The sequence below is a fragment of the Pseudomonas sivasensis genome, from assembly GCF_052938085.1.
Genome location: NZ_CP176442.1, coordinates 4,410,261 through 4,430,459, shown reverse-complemented (window position 1 = coordinate 4,430,459; position 20,199 = coordinate 4,410,261). Strand labels below are relative to the sequence as shown.

Sequence of the window (20,199 nt, the reverse complement as noted above, 5' to 3'; positions counted from 1 at the left end):
ATCCCGATTTATTGCACCACCCCACCAGATCAGAGTGAGATTGGATGTGAGCAAGAGAGCCTATAACTTCTGTGCCGGTCCCGCGGCGCTTCCTGAAGCAGTCCTGCAGCGTGCGCAGGGTGAACTCCTCGACTGGCATGGAAAAGGCCTCTCCGTGATGGAAATGAGCCATCGCAGCGATGAGTTCGTATCCATTGCTACAAAGGCCGAGCAGGATCTGCGCGACTTGCTGGGCATTCCATCCGATTACAAAGTGCTGTTCCTGCAGGGTGGCGCGAGCCAGCAGTTCGCCCAGATCCCGCTGAACCTGCTGCCGGAAGACGGCACTGCCGACTACATCGACACCGGTATCTGGGGGCAGAAGGCTATTGAAGAGGCCTCGCGCTACGGTCACGTCAACGTCGCCGGCACCGCTAAGCCCTACGACTACTTCGCCATCCCAGGTCAGAACGAATGGAAGCTGTCGAAGGATGCGGCCTACGTGCACTACGTCGCGAACGAAACCATTGGCGGCCTGGAGTTCGACTGGGTGCCGGAAGTCGGCGACGTTCCGCTGGTGTGCGACATGTCCTCGGACATCCTCTCGCGGCCTATCGATGTGTCCAAGTACGGCATGATCTATGCCGGCGCGCAGAAGAACATCGGTCCAAGTGGCATCCTGGTTAACATCGTTCGTGAAGACCTGCTGGGCCGCGCCCGTTCGCTGTGCCCGACCATGCTCAACTACAAGGTCGCAGCCGACAACGGATCGATGTACAACACCCCGCCGGCGTTCTCCTGGTACCTGTCCGGCCTGGTATTCGAGTGGCTGAAAGAGCAGGGCGGTGTCGCCGCCATGGGCAAGCTCAACGAAGAGAAGAAGCGCACCCTGTACGACTTCATTGACGCCAGCGGCCTGTATAGCAACCCCATCAATCCAAGCGACCGCTCGTGGATGAACGTGCCGTTCCGCCTGGCTGACGACCGTCTGGACAAACCATTCCTGGCCGGTGCCGACGCGCGCGGCCTGTTGAACCTCAAGGGCCACCGTTCGGTGGGTGGCATGCGCGCCTCCATCTATAACGCTGTCGACATCCACGCGATCAATGCGCTGGTTGCCTACATGGCAGAGTTCGAAAAGGAACACGGCTAATGTCTGAACAAGAGCTCAAGGCCCTGCGTGTACGCATTGACAGCCTGGATGAGAAAGTCCTGGAGCTGATCAGTGAACGTGCGCGGTGCGCCCAGGAAGTGGCACGGGTGAAGATGGCGTCCCTCGCTGAAGGCGAAGTGCCGGTGTTCTACCGCCCCGAGCGTGAAGCTCAGGTGCTCAAACGCGTGATGGAGCGTAACAAGGGGCCGCTGGGCAACGAAGAGATGGCGCGGTTGTTCCGTGAAATCATGTCGTCGTGCCTGGCGCTTGAGCAGCCGCTGAAGGTTGCTTATCTCGGTCCTGAGGGTACGTTTACCCAGGCGGCGGCCATGAAGCACTTCGGCCACGCTGTGATCAGCAAGCCGATGGCGGCCATCGACGAAGTGTTCCGTGAAGTGGCGGCCGGTGCGGTGAATTTTGGCGTGGTGCCAGTGGAAAACTCCACTGAAGGCGCGGTCAACCACACCCTGGACAGCTTCCTTGAGCACGACATGGTGATCTGCGGCGAAGTCGAGCTGCGTATCCACCATCACCTGCTGGTGGGCGAGAACACCAAGACCGACAGCATCAGCCGCATCTATTCCCACGCCCAGTCCCTGGCCCAGTGCCGAAAGTGGCTGGATGCCCATTACCCGAATGTCGAGCGCGTGGCGGTATCCAGCAACGCCGAAGCGGCCAAGCGTGTCAAAGGTGAGTGGAACTCGGCGGCGATTGCCGGTGATATGGCCGCAGGTCTTTATGGCTTGACGCGTCTAGCCGAAAAAATCGAGGACCGTCCGGACAACTCCACGCGCTTCCTGATGATCGGCAGCCAGGAAGTGCCGCCGACCGGCGACGACAAGACCTCGATCATCGTCTCGATGAGCAACAAGCCTGGCGCGCTGCATGAACTGCTGGTGCCGTTTCACGACAACGGGATTGACCTGACGCGCATCGAGACTCGTCCTTCGCGCAGCGGTAAATGGACATACGTGTTCTTTATCGATTTCATCGGCCATCACCGCGACCCGCTGGTCAAAGGTGTGCTGGAGAAAATCAGTCAAGAGGCCGTGGCGCTCAAGGTGCTGGGCTCTTACCCGAAAGCGGTTTTGTGAGGCGTTAACATGAGTGGCAACTTCCTCGCCCTGGCTCAGCCGGGCGTGCAACAACTGTCGCCTTACGTTCCGGGCAAGCCTGTGGACGAGCTGGCGCGTGAGTTGAACCTGGATCCGTCGAAGATCGTCAAGCTGGCGAGCAACGAGAACCCGCTGGGCCCTAGCCCCAAAGTGCTGGCGGCGATTCGTGAGGAACTGGCCGAGCTGACCCGTTACCCGGATGGCAACGGCTTCGCCCTGAAGTCGTTGTTGGCGGAAAAGTGCCGGGTCGATCTGAACCAAGTGACCCTGGGTAACGGCTCCAACGACATCCTTGAGCTGGTCGGTCGCGCTTACTTGGCGCCAGGCCTGAATGCGGTGTTCAGTGAACATGCGTTCGCGGTTTACCCGATTGTCACTCAGGCCGTCGGTGCTGACGCGCGCGTGATTCCTGCCAAGGATTGGGGGCATGACTTGCCAGCGATGCTGGCAGCAATCGACGCCCAGACCCGCGTCGTGTTCATCGCCAATCCGAATAACCCGACGGGTACCTGGTTCGATGAGCAGGCGCTCAACGAATTCCTGCAGGATGTGCCCGAGCACGTGTTGGTCGTGCTGGACGAGGCCTACATCGAATACGCAGAAGGCAGCGACCTGCCGGACGGCCTGGATTTCCTGGCGGCGTATCCGAACCTGCTGGTGTCGCGCACTTTCTCCAAGGCTTACGGCCTTGCTTCGCTGCGGGTTGGCTATGGTCTGTCCACGGCGGTGGTAGCTGATGTGCTGAACCGAGTACGCCAACCGTTCAACGTCAACAGCCTCGCCTTGGCGGCGGCTTGTGCGGCGGTGAAGGATGCCGAGTACCTGGAAGAAGGTCGGCGCATCAACGAAAACGGCATGCTGCAGTTGCAGGAAGGCTTGCGTGAGTTGGGCCTGGGCTGGATTCCGTCCAAGGGCAACTTTATCTGCGTCGACCTCGGCCAAGTGGCCGCGCCTGTTTTCCAGGGTCTGTTGCGCGAAGGTGTGATCGTGCGTCCGGTGGCTAACTACGGCATGCCCAACCACCTGCGCATCACCATCGGCTTGCCGGCTGAAAACAGCCGCTTCCTGGAAGCGCTGGCCAAGGTTCTGGCTCGTGGTTGATGTCACTGCATTGCAACCTGCTGTGCCTATGATCGGTCGCCTGGTGGTGGTCGGCCTGGGGTTGATCGGCGGCTCCTTCGCCAAAGGCCTGCGTGAAAGTGGGCTATGCGGTGAAGTGGTCGGCGTCGACCTGGACCCTCAATCGCGCAAGCTAGCGGTTGAGCTGGGCGTGGTGGACCGCTGTGAAGCGGACTTGGCGCTCGCGTGTCATGGCGCGGATGTGATCCAGCTAGCGGTACCGATCCTGGCCATGGAGAAGTTGCTGGCGTTGTTGGCGGGTATGGACTTGGGGCAGGCGATTCTCACGGATGTCGGCAGTGCCAAAGGCAATGTGGTGCGCGCGGCGCAACTGGCATTTGGCGGGATGCCCGCGCGCTTCGTACCGGGCCACCCGATTGCTGGTTCCGAGCAGAGCGGGGTGGAGGCGTCCAATGCGCAGTTGTTCCGTCGGCATAAAGTGATCCTGACGCCGTCGGAGCAAACCGATCCCGCTGCGTTGGCGGTGGTGGATCGTCTCTGGCGTGAGTTGGGGGCGGACGTCGAGCATATGCAAGTCGAGCGCCATGACGAAGTGCTAGCGGCAACCAGTCATTTACCGCATTTGCTGGCATTTGGTCTGGTGGACTCTTTGGCCAAGCGCAATGAGAACTTGGATATTTTCCGCTACGCAGCCGGTGGTTTCCGCGATTTCACGCGAATTGCCGGCAGCGACCCGGTGATGTGGCACGACATCTTTCTCGCCAATCGCGAAGCGGTGTTGCGTACTCTGGACACTTTCCGCAGTGATCTCGACGCCCTGCGCGATGCAGTGGATGCGGGTGATGGTCATCAATTGTTGGGCGTGTTCACCCGTGCGCGGGTGGCGCGTGAGCATTTCAGCAAGATCCTGGCGCGCCGGGCCTATGTGGAAACCGCTGTGAACGCCGACGAGTTGACCTTTGTCGCCAACCCGGGTGGCCGCTTGAGCGGGCGCATCCGTGTGCCGGGCGATAAGTCGATTTCTCATCGGTCAATCATGTTGGGCTCATTGGCCGACGGCGTGACCGAGGTCGAAGGCTTCCTTGAGGGCGAAGATGCTCTGGCGACCTTGCAGGCGTTTCGTGACATGGGAGTGGTCATTGAAGGTCCGCACCATGGGCGCGTGACCATTCATGGCGTGGGCTTGAATGGCTTGAAGCCGGCGCCGGGGCCGATTTACCTGGGGAACTCGGGCACGTCCATGCGGCTGTTGTCCGGCTTGCTGGCAGCGCAAAGCTTTGACAGCGTGTTGACTGGCGATGCGTCGTTGTCCAAGCGCCCAATGAGCCGCGTGGCCAAGCCGCTGCGGGAGATGGGCGCAGTGATCGAAACCGGGCCGCAAGGACGTCCACCGCTGACCATTCGTGGTGGGCAGTCGCTCAAAGGTTTGGACTATGTGTTGCCGATGGCCAGCGCCCAGGTCAAATCCTGTTTGTTGCTGGCCGGGCTATACGCCAAAGGCAAGACCGCAGTGACCGAGCCAGCACCTACTCGCGATCATACCGAGCGCATGTTGCGCGGTTTTGGCTATCCCGTGAGGGTGCAGGGTGCTACCGCAGCGGTTGAGTCGGGTCATACGCTGACTGCTACCCGTATTGAGGTGCCGGGGGATATTTCCTCGGCGGCGTTTTTTATGGTGGCTGCGTCGATTGCCGAGGGTTCCGAGTTATTGCTGGAACATGTCGGCATCAACCCTACCCGTACCGGGGTGATTGATATCCTGCGGCTGATGGGGGCAGATATCAGCCTGGAGCACCAGCGCGAAGTCGGTGGAGAACCTGTCGCAGACCTGCGTGTGCGTGCTGCGGTTCTGAAGGGTATCGAGATCCCGGAAGCGCTCGTGCCGTTGGCCATCGATGAGTTTCCGGTGTTGTTTATTGCGGCGGCCTGCGCTGAAGGTCGGACCGTTTTGCGTGGGGCTCAGGAGTTGCGCGTGAAGGAGTCCGACCGTATCCAGGTGATGGCCGACGGTCTGCTCGCGCTGGGCGTGAAGTGTGAAGCTACCCCTGATGGGATTATCATTGACGGTGGCCTGATGGGCGGTGGTGAAGTCCATGCCCATGGCGATCACCGGATTGCCATGGCGTTCAGCGTAGCGTCCCTGAGGGCGACTGCGCCGATCCGTATCCGCGACTGCGCCAATGTTGCTACGTCCTTTCCGAATTTTCTTACACTGTGTGCCCAAGTCGGCATCCGTGTTGCCCAAGAGGCTCAATTGTGAATATCAAAGCACCGGTGATTACCATCGACGGGCCAAGCGGCTCGGGCAAAGGCACCATCGCCGGCATCCTGGCCAAGCGCCTGGGTTGGTGTCTGCTGGATTCCGGCGCGCTGTACCGGTTGCTGGCGTTTGCCGCACGCAACCATGGCGTAGACCTGACCAATGAAGAGTCCCTGAAGCTGCTGGCGGCGCACCTAGATGTGCAGTTCGTCGGGGCGACGGAAGGTCATCCCCAGCGCATCATCCTGGAAGGGGATGATGTGACGGATGATTTGCGCAACGAGCAAGTCGGTTCCTGGGCATCCCAGGTTGCCGCGCTCCCAGCTGTGCGTGACGCGCTGCTGCAGCGTCAGCGGGCTTTTCAGGAGCCGCCGGGCCTTGTGGCCGATGGTCGCGACATGGGTACTGTAGTGTTTCCCGAGGCACCGCTGAAGATTTTCCTGACGGCCAGCGCCGAGGAACGAGCTCGCCGCCGCTACTTGCAGTTGAAGGGCAAAGTCGATGGTGTTAGTCTGTCGAGTCTGCTAGATGAGATCCGTGCACGCGATGAGCGTGATACCCAGCGTGCAGTAGCCCCGCTAAAGCCGGCGGCTGATGCCATACAGTTGGATTCCACGGAGTTGTCCATCGAGCAGGTGCTGGAACGCATCTTGAGTGAAATCGCCATTCGCGATATCGCCGGGTGATCAAGAAGGCCGCAGGGGACCAGTCATAGTCCTGCGGTGGCTTCTTTTAACTGAAACTGACCCACGCCGTCTGGGGTGTGGAGATGGGCGTATTCTTCGCCCTTATCAACAGGAATTAAAATGAGCGAAAGCTTTGCGGAACTCTTTGAAGAAAGCCTAAAAACCCTGAACCTTCAGGCAGGCTCCATCATCACCGGTGTTATCGTTGATATCGATTACCAAGCTCGCTGGGTAACCGTTCACGCTGGTCTGAAGTCTGAAGCTCTGATCCCGCTGGAACAGTTCTACAACGATGCTGGCGATCTGACAATCAATGTCGGTGACGAAGTTCACGTTGCTCTGGACTCGGTTGAAGACGGTTTCGGTGAAACCAAGCTGTCCCGTGAAAAAGCCAAGCGCGCTGAATGCTGGATTGTTCTCGAAGCAGCCTTCGCAGCTGAAGAAGTGGTCAAGGGCGTTATCAACGGTAAGGTTAAAGGCGGCTTCACTGTCGACGTTAACGGCATCCGTGCGTTCCTGCCAGGTTCTTTGGTCGACGTTCGTCCTGTGCGCGACACCACGCACCTGGAAGGCAAAGAACTCGAATTCAAGGTCATCAAACTCGACCAGAAACGCAACAACGTTGTCGTTTCCCGTCGCAGCGTTCTGGAAGCAGAGAACTCCGCCGAGCGTGAAGCTCTGCTGGAATCCCTGCAGGAAGGCCAACAAGTCAAAGGTATCGTCAAAAACCTCACCGATTACGGCGCATTCGTCGATCTGGGTGGCGTCGATGGCCTGCTGCACATTACCGATATGGCTTGGAAGCGTATCAAGCATCCTTCCGAAATCGTCAACGTTGGCGACGAGATCGATGTAAAGGTTCTGAAGTACGATCGTGAGCGTAACCGCGTTTCCCTGGGCTTGAAGCAGCTGGGCGAAGATCCATGGGTTGCTATCAAAGCTCGCTACCCAGAAAGCACTCGCGTTACCGCGCGTGTTACCAACCTGACCGACTACGGCTGCTTCGCTGAGCTGGAAGAAGGCGTGGAAGGCCTGGTACACGTTTCCGAAATGGACTGGACCAACAAGAACATCCATCCTTCGAAAGTCGTACAAGTCGGCGACGAAGTGGAAGTTATGGTTCTGGACATCGACGAAGAGCGTCGTCGTATCTCCCTGGGCATCAAGCAGTGCAAATCTAACCCATGGGAAGATTTCTCTGGCCAGTTCAACAAGGGCGATAAAATCTCCGGCACCATCAAGTCGATCACCGATTTCGGTATCTTCATTGGTCTGGACGGCGGCATCGACGGCCTGGTTCACCTGTCCGACATCTCCTGGAACGAAGTTGGCGAAGAAGCTGTTCGTCGTTTCAAGAAGGGCGACGAGCTGGACACCGTTATCCTGTCGGTTGACCCAGAGCGTGAGCGTATCTCCCTGGGTATCAAGCAACTGGAAAGCGATCCGTTCTCCGAGTACGTTCAAGAGAACGACAAAGGCGCAATCGTTAAAGGCACTGTGAAAGAAGTTGACGCCAAAGGCGCCATCATCGTTCTGGCCGACGATATCGAAGCGACTCTGAAAGCCTCCGAAATCAGCCGTGACCGCGTTGAAGACGCGCGCAACGTTCTGAAAGAAGGTCAGGAAGTAGAAGCCAAGATCATCAGCGTTGATCGCAAGAGCCGCGTGATCCAACTCTCCATCAAGTCGAAAGATGAAGTGGAAGAGAAAGAAGCAATCCAGAGCCTGAAATCGGCTCCGGAAGCTGCAACCGGCGAGACCACTATGGCCTCCCTGCTGCGCGAAGCAATGGCTAAGCAGAACTAAGTTCTGTAACGCTATAAAAAGGGCGACTTCGGTCGCCCTTTTTTGTGCCTGGAATTTGTTGATTTAACAAACGAGAACCAAGGCGCGCGGCTCAGTGTCAGAGTCACTATAGCCTTGAAAAAAGCACGCCCGGAATAAGGATCTCAATGAACAAGCTTGTCGTGATGCTCGCATTGGTAATGCTTGTCGGCTGCTCTGTCACTAGCGCTAAAACTCACGCTAGGCGCGGTGTCAGCGGCATCGAGGTCGATTGCTCTGGCCTTGGTAATCATTGGGATAAGTGCGAACAGCGCGCCGCTCGCGAATGCAAGATGCAGGGCTACAAGGTCATCACCCGGTCAAGCGACGCCAAGGACGAAGAGGGCGACTATTTTTTCGGCTTGAACCCGGCTGGAGCTGTCACCCGCACGATGCTTGTGATCTGCAATTAGACGCGTTACTTGTTCGATACTTATGTTTATTCAGCCAGGAGATAAGTTGAAACATGGGCTGTTCAAATTCATCAAGTCATGCTAAAACCTTCGAAGCGCTTTTCCTAGCTGCTTGAAAAAGAAGGGAAAAATATGACGAAGTCGGAGTTGATCGAACGAATTGTCACCCACCAAGGGCTGCTCTCATCCAAAGATGTTGAGTTGGCTATCAAGACCATGCTTGAGCAAATGTCTCAGTGCCTGGCCACTGGGGATCGTATTGAGATTCGTGGGTTCGGGAGCTTTTCGCTGCACTATCGTGCGCCTCGTGTAGGTCGTAATCCAAAGACGGGCCAGTCAGTCAGCCTTGATGGGAAATTCGTGCCTCACTTCAAGCCGGGCAAGGAGTTGAGGGATAGGGTGAATGAAGACGAGGAAGACGGCGTCTGACTCGGCTATCTATTGTTATGGAGGCGAACGCTATGGCTAGAATATTACGGATTCTTTTAGGTGTGGTCTTAATGGTCATTACCTTTGCAGTCGTTGGGTTTGTTTTGGAAAATCAGCAGGCTGTTGTGCTCTCATTCTTTGGTTGGTCTACCGGTGAGGCCCCAGTAGCCGTGTTTGTTGTATTTGCGTTGATTATCGGCATGTTAATCGGTCCATTCTTAGGCCTGTTTAAGCGAAGCGCTGCGCCGCGTGACCTTGGTACGGCCAAGCACTTATGAGGGGGGGACGCGGAGTGTCCTTCGGTATGTGGCTGGCATCTTAGCTGATCCTGAGCTTAAGCCATCTGGAAGTAGCTGGTTGTTAATTGGTTTGAATGGGCCCGTCATCCTCAAATTTTACGCGCTCTAGCCTCTCCCTGTTCCGATTTGCGTACGGTGCACTGCCGTAATTTTCGCTATAGCTGCTCAGATAATTCTTACAGTAAGTTCAGAACTTTTGCGAATGTAGTTGCTCTGTGTTGAATAAAAGGTTTTGCACTATAATAATTGGCCTTCTCAGAGTAATCGGAGCTGAGTCCAGTTATTGATCTGCACAGTTTTCAATTTTATCGGGTTGGCATTTCTCTGGTAACGAATGAATCACTGCTGCTGGCTGAACTGGCTGGTTGTCAAAATTGAAGCCCTGCTCCTTGAGGTCACTCACGGGCGCCTGTTCTCTCGCTGTTGCGTCAGTGAGTGGGGCTGAGTGGCAGGGCATGGCAATGACGAGCGCTCAGCATCGAATCTTCAAGACCCAGTGCTATGACCTGGTGTGCTCAATATCATGAAAAGCCTGCCAGAGTCAGTAAGTTGAGAACTATATGATAGGAACAAGGCTAGTCAATTCAGATTTTATGAGTAGGTGGGCCACTGCTGTCTGCGAATGGATTATGAAAGTAATAGCTGAGTACTATACTGGAGTGCTATTGACTCACTCAACGATGAGCGAAATTCATACATTTACGTACTTACCGATCCACGGCAGGTCTGTGTGAAATACTTATGTTATATACTCGGTGTCTTAATTGTCTTCCCGTTGAAGATTTTAAGCGTTGGTAGTGTGAACTATAAGTTTGATGAGATTTTGCTTGTATGCATTTTTGTTATTTTATTTTGTACTCGAGGCATAGCGTTTAGACCGCTGGTATATTGTGGTCTTATATTTCTATACTTAGCTTATGGTGCTCTGGCTATATTGGATAGCGGTCTTGTAATTAATTATCAGGTTTATTTTCGCCTGCTTCAGATCGTATTAATCATTGTTGTTGTGTCAATGATGTCTGACGGCGAAAGAGTGAAGATGCTTGACGGTATTGCCAGTTGGGGGCCAGTCTTCGCTTTATGTATAGTCTTCTATCTCATTTTTATACTTGACTATTCTTTTGATCTGCTGTTGGATAATCAGCAGTACTACAAAGACTTTTTTAATGGAAAAACCACTTTTTTAAGTGTGCATATAAATACCGTCGGTACGATTTTGCTGTTGTCGATCTATCTTAACTTGTTAAAATTACAGGTGACTAGAAATAAAGTATATGTTTTACTCTCTGCTTTTATGCTGTTGCCTTCGATAATGCTTTTGTCCAAGGGAGACCTGCTTGCCATTTTAATAGCTCTCGTCTTTTTTTGTTTTTCGAAATTAAAGATGTCGTATTTGTTTTTTGTGTGTTTGGCAGTTGGTGGCTTAATAGCGGGCTATGGCTTAAATCTTGCTAAATTTGATTCGACACGAGAAGCCCTGTATAGCACGGCATTGCAAGCATTTATTAGTAATCCACATGGATATGGGATTGGTACAGAGCGCCAAGTAATATTCGCTTCCTCTGGGATAAATTATCCTGCGCATAATTTTTTATTAAGTGCCGCGCTAGAGACTGGGGTCCTAGGCGTTATTTTTTTTCTGGCGTTGATTCTTTACAGCTATCTGAGAAACAAAGATTCGGTGGCGAGGGCTTTTTTAATAGCATTTGTCGTAGTTGGCTCGTTTGGTAATGTTATGTATTTTTATAAATACCATTTTGTCTTTTTTATGATAATAACTGGTTTTTATGATCGGGTGTACTGTCAAGCTGTTGCGTTGCGAGTTAAGGCTTCCGGCGCAATCGGCACACATTAATTGGGGCGAGTAGTAATGGCTAAGGCTAAAATCGGGATTGTTATTGCTACTTATAATAGTGGGCGTACGCTGCGCGAATGTTTAGATAGCATTCAAGCGCAAGATTTTGAAGATGTAGATTTGTATGTTCAGGATGGCGGTAGCACTGACGATACGCTGGCGATTTTAAGTGAATATGACTTCGTCCGATTCTCCAGTGAAAAAGACTCTGGAGTATATAGCGCCTGGAATAAAGCATTGAAGCAGGTGAATGCTGAATGGATAGTGTTTATGGGCAGTGATGACTATTTCAGCTCTCCGTCCGCGTTATCCTCCGTGCTTGAATATCTTGACGCCGCGGATCGGCAGGGTTTGAGGTTGGTTTACGGTAGAAATATACTCGTCGATCAATCTGGCGGCTTGATTGATGAGGTTGGAGTTCCTTGGAGTGAGGCAAAAAATGATTTATCCAAGAGGATGACCATTCGTCATCCTGGTTGTTTTCATCATGTATCCTTGTTTGAGAAAATCGGCGGGTTTAATGAGAATTATAAGGTAATAGGTGACTATCATTTTATTTTACGCGCTCTCGTCGGTAGCGATGCAGGGTTCTATCCTTTCTCTATCGTGTCCCACCGAGTGGGAGGGCTCAGTAATAAGCCAAGCTTGATGATGTCGATCATTCGTGAAAATTTTAGGCTTCGAAAAGAGTTGGCATTAACTCCGTTGTATCTAGTTGACGGAATTTTCATAAAACGGTTGGTTATTTTTTTGATGAGCTGTGTTTTGGGTGATCGTGGAGTAATGAAACTGCTGTCCATTTATGGTGGGATTGTGAAGAAATGAAAATCTGCTATGTGGTTCCTGCAATCGTCAATAAGGCCCCTATTCTAGTAGCCTTGCAATTGTGCGAGCAGATGCTTCGTCGTGGGCACGATGTCACCGTTCTTTATTTTGATGAGCGTGTCGATATAGGTTTTTTGGAAGGCGTAAGATTCGAGCGAGTGAGTTTTTATAAAAAATTTGATTTTTCGGGTTATGACATAGTTCATTCCCATCTCTTGAGGGCTGATGCATTTGTATTTAAAAATAAATCATTCTTTTCGAGTGTTCGCTACGTGAGTACGCTGCATAATTACGTAGAGAAGGAGCTTTATTTTCATTACAATAAATTTGTTTCCGTTGTGTTTAGTTTCGTTTGGAATGTTTGCTGGACGAGGCATGACCGCCTTGTCGTGTTAAGTGATCATTCTATGCAGTACTACTCTAGGTTTTCATATAACAAAAAACTATCTCGGGTCTACAATGGTAGAGATATCGTTGTTAATTATGAATTGATCGAAGATTGGTGTGCCGCTGAGATAAATAATCTGAAAAGCAAGGTTGATTTTTTGTTAGGTACGTACTGTGTGCTCACCGCAACAAAAGGTGTCGATCAGTTAGTGAGATTGTTGGCTCTTAATACCAGGCTGGGGCTTGTGGTTATTGGTGACGGTCCAGAGAAAAATATCTTACAGGATCTTAGTGTTTCTCTAGGCGTCGATAGTCGCTGTGTTTTTATTTCTTCAATTCCCTATGCACATCAGTGCAATGTTTTTTTTGATATATTTGCGATGCCTTCTCGTTCTGAAGGCTTTGGGCTTGCTCTGATTGAAGCGGCTCTCCACTCAAAGAAAATAGTGTGCTCTGATATTCCAATCTTTCGCGAGCTTTTTGATGAAGATGCGGTTTCTTTTTTTAAACTAGATGATATTGTCGGTCTTAATGCTGCGGTTGTGCAAAGTTTGGCCGAAGAGTCAAAAGGCTCGGTTGTTCTGAGTGTTGCTTGTGAAAAATATAGTTCTTTTACAATGGCATCGAACTATCTTGAAGTTTATGAGGAGCTAACGCGTGACTAATGTCAAAGTTCTGGTTACAGGTGGGTCCGGTTTTATAGGGACTAACCTGGTGTGTCGGTTAAAGATATTAGGATATAAGGTTCTAAGCTTGGATGTGGCTCAGCCTAGAAATTTAAATAATCTTGATGTTCATCTCTCCTGCGATATTTGTGATGTGGATAGTGTCAGAGAGGCTTTTGATTCGTTTAAGCCGGATTATGTCTTTCACCTCGCAGCACGTACAGATCTCCGGGGCAAAAGTTTGGACGATTATCCCGAAAACATTGTAGGTGTCGAGAACTTGTGCTCGGTACTGTCTTCGGTGGACTACGTTAAGCATGCAGTTTTCGCCTCCAGTATGTTGGTTTGTAAAGCAGGTCACATACCATCGTCAATAGAGGATGTTTCCCCAACTACAGTTTATGGGGAGAGTAAGGTCCAGGGGGAGTGCATTGTTAAGAGATGGATTGATCGCATGCCTAGATGTTCTATTGTAAGGCCTACATCTATTTGGGGGCCTTGGTTCGGAGAACCGTACCGTAACTTCTTTGATATAGTACTTGCTGGTCGATATATTAGAATTGGCAAAAAATCGAGTACAAAGACGTATGGATATGTTGAAAACTGTGTGAATCAGATGATTTCAATTTCTCAGCAGCCAAATAATGCGGTCGAATATTATTACATAGGTGATGCGAAGCCTTTGAATGTTGATGAATGGAGTTTGAGTATCGCATCGCTTGCGGGCGTTAGACGTCCAGTTAAAGCACCGATGTTTTTTTTCTATTTCTTGGCGTTGATTGGTGATGTTTGTAACTCAGTAGGATTGAGATTTCCGTTTACTAGTTTTCGTCTGAAGAATATGACAACTGATAATGTCGTCGATTGTTCTCCAGCCGAGAAGTCAAATTCTTATCCTGTTGTGGATAAGCAGGAAGGTATTAAAAAGACGCTGTCATGGCTAAAGAATTCCTCGGCCAATTAATAACTTAGCTGGCCGATATTGCGTTGGGTTACGTTCTAAGATTCGTTCATGTTTTTGGTTTTCTGAATGTTTATAGCGTCTTTATCCAGCGCCTGAGTATGGGCTGGTTTGATCGTCGAATAACGAAACTTTACTGTGCTTGCGCCGGAGAGCCCTTGAATTTCAAATTCTGTAATTTCTCAAGACTTTTCAGTGTGTCAAGATCATGCTAAAGTTATTGGTGTTGCTGAAGATTTGTTCGTGGCGGTCTTGAATCCCGCTGTCGGACCTAGTAGCTTCTTGTAAGCGTTCATGGGTAGAGGCTTTCAGAGCCAGCGTTGACTATATAATTGTATTTCTAGAGCCATTATTTATCAGTAAATATAATCGAATGGTTTCTAGGATGAGTTTTTTTGAAGTAAGATTTATGTGTTAAAGGGTTATGCCGCATGAATAGCGTTCTTAAAAATGTAGCGGCAAATTTTTTGGGGCAGGGTTGGGCTGCTCTTATGGGTATCTGTTTCGTACCCTTGTATCTTAAGTTTATTGGTATTGAGGGTTACGGGTTAATAGGCTTTTTCGTAATTCTATCTTCTGCTATGTCGATGCTTGATGGCGGATTTGGTGCTGTGGCAACTAAAGAGGCCTCTGTTTATGAGTCGGCTTCGTCGCTGGAAAAGAAAAAAGTTATTCTATTGTTGAGAAGTGTTGAGTGGGTTTTTTGGGGTATTGCACTCACTGCTGGTGCGGTGGTGATATTGTTAGCGCCGCTGATTTCCAATTATTGGTTGGATATAAGTCCTGATAAGCTGGATTCTGTGACTCAATCGTTAAGAGTAATGGGTGGGGCGCTTGTTCTTCAGTTTCCTATAGCATTTTACTATGGTGCTCTTACAGGTCTTCAAAAGCAGGTTGAATTAAATATTGCAACTTCCATCTTTGCGACTTTCCGTTCGGGTGGAACGGTGTTGGTCTTGTGGCTGGTTTCTCCAACGGTTGAATGGTTTTTTATTTGGCAGTGCGTAATAAATCTTTTGACTGTTTTTATTTTGCGTATTCAACTCATTCACGAGTTGGCAGGCTGGACGGATTCTGTTTCTTTCTCTCTTGATACGCTTCGCCGCCTTCGAGGTTTTGCAGTGGGAGTAGGGGCGACGAATGCACTTGCGTTTCTACTTATGCAAGCGGATAAGATAGTTTTGTCAAAGACGTTGTCATTAACAGATTTTGGTTATTACATGCTAGCTTGGACGCTGGGTACGATCGCTTTCAGGCTTATATCTCCAGTTTTCAATGCTTATTACCCGAAGATAGTGGCATCTGTTGCTTCTGGTAGTGCCGTAGAGGCATTTGGCTATTATATTAGGGCGAGTCAAATACTGTCGATGTTGGTAATACCGTTTTCTGTATGGATTGCATTTTACAGTCATCAGGTGCTTTCGTTATGGACGCAGGATCAACATATCGCCGCTGCGGCGAGTGGGCCCTTGATGATACTGGTTCTCGGCACCATGATTCATTCATTCATGAATATGCCTTATGCATTGCAATTAGCTCACGGATGGACGCGTTTCAGCGTCTGGCAAAACTTTATAGCTGCCGTTCTTGTGGTTCCATTAACGTATTATTTGGCTGCCTCTTATGGCTTGGCGGGCAGTGCTTGGCCTTGGCTATTATTGAATATCGGTTTTTTTACCTTCTGTCCTCCGATTGTCTTTAAGAAGTTAAATATTAAACCTGCGAAGACCTGGTACATAGACGCCATTTTTATTCCGTTGGTTATTTCGGTTTCGCTACTCTATTTTTTTAAAGGCGTTTTTGATCTACTCGCTATCGATAATCCCGTTGTGATGTTGTTGTCGCTAGGGATAACTTATATTGCAGTGGCACTTCGTTTGTTTGTTTTTAGTCTTGATATTCGAAAGATAACTTGGCGAAATGCGGTGTGATATAGGTTTTACATAAATGATAGGCTTACTTTGATAAGTAGTCGTTCGAAATTTAATGCAATGCAAGCTCGATTTTAAACAGATTGGGCTTTGTTTTCTTTCGGGAACAGATATATGCGAGTTGCGTTCGATCACCAAATATTCTCATTGCAAAATTATGGGGGGATCTCTCGTTATTTTGCTCGTATCGCCGAGCAGATGGTTGGCGCGGGTAATGATGTGGGTATTTTCTCACCTCTTCATCGCAATGCCTATCTGAAGGAGTTACCCGAGGGAATTGTTCGTGGCCGCTGGATGGAAAAATACCCGCCTCATACGGCTCGGCTGATACTCGCTTACAACCGCCTTAAAGGGCGGTCGGAAATGAGTCGTTGGCAGCCTCAGATAGTGCATGAGACCTATTACAGTCGCCGCCCAAGTTTTATCTCGGAGAAGTGCCCGGTCGTACTAACGGTTTACGATATGATCCATGAATTGTATCCCGAAAGCTTTTCATCTCAAGATAAAACGACCGCGCTCAAGCAGCAGGCTGTCGAGCGTGCTGATCACGTTATTTGCATTTCGGAAAGCACACGTCAGGACCTTATGCGGTTGTTTGCAGTCCCCGAGAGTAAGTTGTCAGTCGTTCATTTAGGCTTTGAGCAATTTAAAAAAGTTTCAGATAAAAAATATTGCGATTTGCCCAGGCCCTATTTGCTGTATGTGGGCGCACGCTACGCTTACAAAAATTTCGCCGGATTGCTCCGTGCCGTAGCACGCTCCAAGCGATTAAAGTCCGATTTTGATATTGTCGCTTTTGGCGGCGGAGAGTTTTCTCAAGACGAACAGGCGTTGATGCAAAGTCTTGGTTTTAGTGCGGGTCAGGTGCGGCAGATCGGCGGTGATGATGCGTTGCTGGGGCAGCTCTATGAGGGTGCAAAGGCCTTTGTTTATCCTTCTATTTATGAGGGCTTCGGTCTTCCACCTTTAGAGGCAATGGCGCACTCTTGTCCTGTTGTCAGCAGCAGCACCAGTTCCATGCCTGAGATCATCGGCAATGCGGGGGCTTTTTTTGACCCCGGTAATGATGACGAAATGGCTGTGGCGATAGAGAGAGTGGTTTACTCTGACAGCGAAGTTGCGAGGTTGGTGGGGCTCGGTCTTGAGCGCTTAAACCATTTCTCATGGCAGCGGTGTGGCCAGGAAACACTATCGATCTATAATTCATTACAAAGGTAATACTTTGGAATACTCAGAAAAAACCGCCCTGATTTGCGGTGTGAGCGGCCAGGATGGTGCTTATCTCGCGAGGCTGTTGCTTAGCAAGGGCTATACCGTCTGGGGTACTTCTCGGGATGCGCAGGGATCTTCATTCGTCAACCTCAAGCGACTGGATATCTTTCCTCGGGTGAAACTGCTGTCGATGGTGCCTGAAGACTTTCGAAGCGTTTTCATGGCTCTTAAGCGCAGTCAGCCTGATGAAGTCTATTATCTGGCGGGGCAGTCGTCGGTTGGTTTGTCCTTTGAGCAGCCCGCCGAAACGATCCAGAGTATTACCTTGGGTACGCTCAATATGCTTGAGGCCTGCCGGATGACAGAGCGTCCGATTCGCTTTTATCAAGCAGGATCAAGTGAGTGTTTTGGGGATACCAACGGTGAGCCCGCCGCTGAGGGGATGGCGTTCCACCCTCGTAGCCCTTATGCAGTGGCTAAGTCTTCGGCGTTCTGGTTGGTCGATAACTATCGTGAAGCTTATAATCTCTTCGCCTGTACAGGGATCTTGTTTAATCACGAATCTCCATTGCGCCCCTCTAGATTTGTAACACAAAAAATTGTAACGACAGCGAAACGAATTGCTGCTGGCTCTGATGAACGATTAACTCTTGGACGCCTGGATATCGCTCGAGATTGGGGGGCCGCCTCAGAGTATGTCGATGCGATGTGGAGGATGCTGCAGTGTGATGAGCCGAGCGATTTTGTGATAGCCACGGGTCAAACCCATACGCTTGAAACCTTTGTTGCTGAGGCGTTTACACAGTTGGGCCTCGATTGGAAGGCTTATGTCGATCAATCCACTGAATTTTTCAGGCCTACTGATCTATTGGTCAGTCGAGCTTGCCCCGCTAAGGCCGAGCAGGTCTTGGGGTGGAAAGCCCAGTCGACGATGCCTGACGTCATTACCAGCATGTTAAATGCGATTTAATAGTAAATCTAAGAATTTTAGGACGTAGATATGACCCTGAAAAAAGCGTTAATTACTGGGATCACTGGCCAAGATGGCTCGTACTTGGCTGAACTTTTGCTGGAAAAAGGCTATGAAGTTCACGGCATCAAACGACGCGCATCGTCCTTCAATACGCAGCGTGTTGATCATATCTATCAGGATCCGCATGTTGATAATCAGCGTTTTATCTTGCATTACGGGGACCTTACTGACTCGTCGAACCTGACCCGTATTATTCAGGAAGTTCAGCCCGACGAGGTTTACAATCTGGGAGCACAGTCACATGTGGCTGTGAGCTTTGAGTCGCCGGAATACACTGCTGATGTAGATGCGATGGGTACGCTGCGAATTCTTGAGGCCATTCGTTTGCTTGGGCTTGAGAAAAAAACCCGTTTCTACCAAGCCTCCACCTCTGAACTCTATGGCTTGGTACAAGAGACCCCACAAAAGGAAACCACCCCTTTTTATCCACGGTCGCCGTACGCCGTTGCCAAACTTTATGCCTACTGGATCGTGGTTAATTACCGCGAAGCCTATGGCATGCACGCATGTAACGGGATTCTTTTCAATCACGAGTCACCACGACGTGGTGAGACTTTCGTGACCCGTAAAATCACTCGTGGTTTGGCAAATATTGCTCAGGGGCTTGAGCAGTGTCTCTACATGGGCAACATGGATGCGCTTCGCGATTGGGGTCACGCGAAAGACTATGTTCGTATGCAATGGATGATGCTGCAGCAAGATGTTCCTGAAGATTTTGTTATCGCAACCGGCGTTCAGTACTCGGTGCGTGAGTTCATTCGCTGGTCTGCCGCTGAACTGGGACTGACCTTGCGTTTTGAGGGCACTGGCGTAGATGAGCGGGGCATCGTGGAATCTATTGTTGGCGACAAGGCACCTGCGCTGAAAGTCGGAGATGTACTGGTTAGTGTCGACCCGCGCTATTTCCGCCCTGCTGAAGTTGAAACGCTGCTTGGCGACCCTACCAAAGCGAAAACAAAGCTGGGTTGGGTGCCAGAAATTACCGCCCAGGAGATGTGTGCTGAAATGGTTCGCGAAGACTTGAAAGTCGCCCAGCGTCACGCGCTGCTGAAGAATCATGGTTACGATTTGCCGGTGTCGTTGGAGAATTAATATGTCACGTCAATTGAGCGAATGTGTTTTTGTTGCTGGCCACAAGGGGATGGTAGGTTCGGCCATTGTTCGACGCCTGCGAGCGTTGGGTTACACCAATATTGTGACCCGCGACAGGGCTCAATTGAATCTGTTGGACCAGCTTGCGGTAATGAATTTTTTTGCTGAGACCAAGATAGAGCAAGTCTATATGGCCGCTGCCAAGGTGGGGGGCATTCATGCGAACAACACCTACCCGGCTGAGTTTATCTACGAAAACCTTATGATGCAGGCAAACGTCATCCATGCTGCGCATCAGCACGACGTGCAAAAAATGCTATTCCTCGGTTCGTCGTGTATTTATCCCATTAACGTCAAGCAACCGATGCCTGAAGAGGCGCTCTTGACGGGAACGCTTGAGCCTACCAATGAGCCTTATGCCATTGCGAAGATTGCCGGGATCAAACTATGTGAGAGTTATAATCGCCAATATGGACGCGATTATCGCAGTGCTATGCCTACTAACTTGTACGGTCCTAATGACAACTTTCACCCGCAGAACTCCCATGTAATACCCGCACTCTTGCGTCGCTTTTACGATGCAGTCGAAGAAGGCGTTGAAGAGGTTGTTATATGGGGTAGTGGTTCGCCGATGCGTGAATTCCTGCATGTGGATGATATGGCCAGTGCGTCGGTCCACGTCATGGAGTTGGATCAGAACCAGTATGGCGCCTATACCCAACCGATGCTTTCTCATATCAACGTAGGTACGGGCGAAGACTGCACCATTCGCGAACTGGCTCAAACCATCGCGAAGGTTACCGGGTTCAAGGGGCGCCTAAGCTTTGACAGCACAAAGCCAGACGGGCCGCCAAGGAAGCTGATGGATGTTTCGCGTCTTGAGCGATTGGGGTGGCGTGCGAGCATCAGCCTCGAAGAGGGGCTTCGCGACGCATACGCCTGGTTCTCCGAGAACGCCTTGCACGCTCGCTCGCGCTAGCCTTTGTTGCTTGGGGGTGGC

General features: G+C 50.8%; 18 protein-coding genes. All 18 read left to right on the top strand.

Translation table 11 applies throughout. The features are described from left to right. Positions 1–46 precede the first annotated feature (46 nt). The 18 genes from serC (at position 47) to fcl (ending at position 20,178) form a co-directional block, all read left to right on the top strand. On the top strand, positions 47–1,132 hold the full coding sequence (serC, locus tag ACKZ62_RS20370; protein ID WP_032888912.1) for a 3-phosphoserine/phosphohydroxythreonine transaminase: 1,086 nt from the start codon (positions 47–49) through the stop codon (positions 1,130–1,132). Beyond that, on the top strand, positions 1,132–2,226 hold the full coding sequence (gene pheA, locus ACKZ62_RS20365; protein ID WP_003172650.1) for a prephenate dehydratase: 1,095 nt from the start codon (positions 1,132–1,134) through the stop codon (positions 2,224–2,226). The genes serC and pheA overlap by 1 nt, the downstream gene beginning before the upstream one ends. A gap of 9 nt (positions 2,227–2,235) precedes the next feature. Continuing rightward, positions 2,236–3,348, top strand: coding sequence for a histidinol-phosphate transaminase (hisC, locus tag ACKZ62_RS20360; RefSeq protein WP_032888914.1), 1,113 nt, complete (start codon positions 2,236–2,238; stop codon positions 3,346–3,348). A 28-nt stretch (positions 3,349–3,376) separates the two neighbouring features. Then, entirely contained in the window at positions 3,377–5,587 is a 2,211-nt protein-coding gene (locus ACKZ62_RS20355; RefSeq protein WP_447096972.1) for a bifunctional prephenate dehydrogenase/3-phosphoshikimate 1-carboxyvinyltransferase, read from the top strand. Then, a complete protein-coding gene (gene cmk / locus ACKZ62_RS20350; RefSeq protein ID WP_003172653.1) occupies positions 5,584–6,273 on the top strand; it encodes a (d)CMP kinase in 690 nt (229 codons plus the stop codon). The genes ACKZ62_RS20355 and cmk overlap by 4 nt, the downstream gene beginning before the upstream one ends. A 120-nt stretch (positions 6,274–6,393) precedes the next feature. Next, on the top strand, positions 6,394–8,079 hold the full coding sequence (gene rpsA / locus ACKZ62_RS20345) for a 30S ribosomal protein S1 (RefSeq protein WP_027604177.1): 1,686 nt from the start codon (positions 6,394–6,396) through the stop codon (positions 8,077–8,079). A gap of 146 nt (positions 8,080–8,225) precedes the next feature. Further along, the gene (locus ACKZ62_RS20340) at positions 8,226–8,510 is read left to right on the top strand and encodes a hypothetical protein (RefSeq protein ID WP_032888916.1); all 285 of its coding nucleotides are present in this window, start codon (positions 8,226–8,228) and stop codon (positions 8,508–8,510) included. Between the two features lie 132 nt (positions 8,511–8,642). Beyond that, on the top strand, positions 8,643–8,939 hold the full coding sequence (ihfB, locus tag ACKZ62_RS20335) for an integration host factor subunit beta (protein ID WP_032888918.1): 297 nt from the start codon (positions 8,643–8,645) through the stop codon (positions 8,937–8,939). A 32-nt stretch (positions 8,940–8,971) separates the two neighbouring features. Beyond that, positions 8,972–9,217, top strand: a complete 246-nt coding sequence (locus ACKZ62_RS20330; protein WP_095184193.1) for a lipopolysaccharide assembly protein LapA domain-containing protein — start codon at positions 8,972–8,974, stop codon at positions 9,215–9,217. Between the two features lie 820 nt (positions 9,218–10,037). Further along, positions 10,038–11,093, top strand: a complete 1,056-nt coding sequence (locus tag ACKZ62_RS20325; protein ID WP_447095728.1) for an O-antigen ligase family protein — start codon at positions 10,038–10,040, stop codon at positions 11,091–11,093. A gap of 15 nt (positions 11,094–11,108) precedes the next feature. After that, entirely contained in the window at positions 11,109–11,918 is an 810-nt protein-coding gene (locus ACKZ62_RS20320) for a glycosyltransferase family 2 protein (RefSeq protein WP_181639699.1), read from the top strand. After that, positions 11,915–12,970 (top strand): glycosyltransferase family 4 protein, encoded by a 1,056-nt coding sequence (locus ACKZ62_RS20315; RefSeq protein ID WP_447095727.1) that lies wholly within the window; start codon positions 11,915–11,917, stop codon positions 12,968–12,970. The genes ACKZ62_RS20320 and ACKZ62_RS20315 overlap by 4 nt, the downstream gene beginning before the upstream one ends. Beyond that, a complete protein-coding gene (locus tag ACKZ62_RS20310; protein WP_122752680.1) occupies positions 12,963–13,934 on the top strand; it encodes an NAD-dependent epimerase/dehydratase family protein in 972 nt (323 codons plus the stop codon). Before ACKZ62_RS20315 ends, ACKZ62_RS20310 begins: the two co-directional genes overlap by 8 nt. A 428-nt stretch (positions 13,935–14,362) precedes the next feature. Then, entirely contained in the window at positions 14,363–15,862 is a 1,500-nt protein-coding gene (locus tag ACKZ62_RS20305) for an oligosaccharide flippase family protein (protein ID WP_447095726.1), read from the top strand. 114 nt (positions 15,863–15,976) lie between these two features. Next, positions 15,977–17,080, top strand: a complete 1,104-nt coding sequence (locus ACKZ62_RS20300; protein WP_181639703.1) for a glycosyltransferase family 4 protein — start codon at positions 15,977–15,979, stop codon at positions 17,078–17,080. 4 nt (positions 17,081–17,084) lie between these two features. Beyond that, positions 17,085–18,044 (top strand): GDP-mannose 4,6-dehydratase, encoded by a 960-nt coding sequence (locus ACKZ62_RS20295; RefSeq protein WP_095184200.1) that lies wholly within the window; start codon positions 17,085–17,087, stop codon positions 18,042–18,044. Between the two features lie 30 nt (positions 18,045–18,074). Then, positions 18,075–19,199 (top strand): GDP-mannose 4,6-dehydratase, encoded by a 1,125-nt coding sequence (gene gmd / locus ACKZ62_RS20290; protein WP_032888934.1) that lies wholly within the window; start codon positions 18,075–18,077, stop codon positions 19,197–19,199. 1 nt (position 19,200) lies between these two features. Then, the gene (fcl, locus tag ACKZ62_RS20285; RefSeq protein WP_447095725.1) at positions 19,201–20,178 is read left to right on the top strand and encodes a GDP-L-fucose synthase; all 978 of its coding nucleotides are present in this window, start codon (positions 19,201–19,203) and stop codon (positions 20,176–20,178) included. The last annotated feature ends 21 nt before the right edge of the window (positions 20,179–20,199 follow it).

Bases quoted from the DNA above. Each gene is read 5' to 3' on its own strand.
- pheA (WP_003172650.1), top strand. From the start codon at position 1,132: ATGTCTGAACAAGAGCTCAAGGCCCTGCGTGTACGCATTGACAGCCTG.
- hisC (WP_032888914.1), top strand. From the start codon at position 2,236: ATGAGTGGCAACTTCCTCGCCCTGGCTCAGCCGGGCGTGCAACAACTG.
- ACKZ62_RS20355 (WP_447096972.1), top strand. From the start codon at position 3,377: ATGATCGGTCGCCTGGTGGTGGTCGGCCTGGGGTTGATCGGCGGCTCC.
- rpsA (WP_027604177.1), top strand. From the start codon at position 6,394: ATGAGCGAAAGCTTTGCGGAACTCTTTGAAGAAAGCCTAAAAACCCTG.
- ACKZ62_RS20340 (WP_032888916.1), top strand. From the start codon at position 8,226: ATGAACAAGCTTGTCGTGATGCTCGCATTGGTAATGCTTGTCGGCTGC.
- ihfB (WP_032888918.1), top strand. From the start codon at position 8,643: ATGACGAAGTCGGAGTTGATCGAACGAATTGTCACCCACCAAGGGCTG.
- ACKZ62_RS20330 (WP_095184193.1), top strand. From the start codon at position 8,972: ATGGCTAGAATATTACGGATTCTTTTAGGTGTGGTCTTAATGGTCATT.
- ACKZ62_RS20320 (WP_181639699.1), top strand. From the start codon at position 11,109: ATGGCTAAGGCTAAAATCGGGATTGTTATTGCTACTTATAATAGTGGG.
- ACKZ62_RS20315 (WP_447095727.1), top strand. From the start codon at position 11,915: ATGAAAATCTGCTATGTGGTTCCTGCAATCGTCAATAAGGCCCCTATT.
- ACKZ62_RS20305 (WP_447095726.1), top strand. From the start codon at position 14,363: ATGAATAGCGTTCTTAAAAATGTAGCGGCAAATTTTTTGGGGCAGGGT.
- ACKZ62_RS20300 (WP_181639703.1), top strand. From the start codon at position 15,977: ATGCGAGTTGCGTTCGATCACCAAATATTCTCATTGCAAAATTATGGG.
- gmd (WP_032888934.1), top strand. From the start codon at position 18,075: ATGACCCTGAAAAAAGCGTTAATTACTGGGATCACTGGCCAAGATGGC.
- fcl (WP_447095725.1), top strand. From the start codon at position 19,201: ATGTCACGTCAATTGAGCGAATGTGTTTTTGTTGCTGGCCACAAGGGG.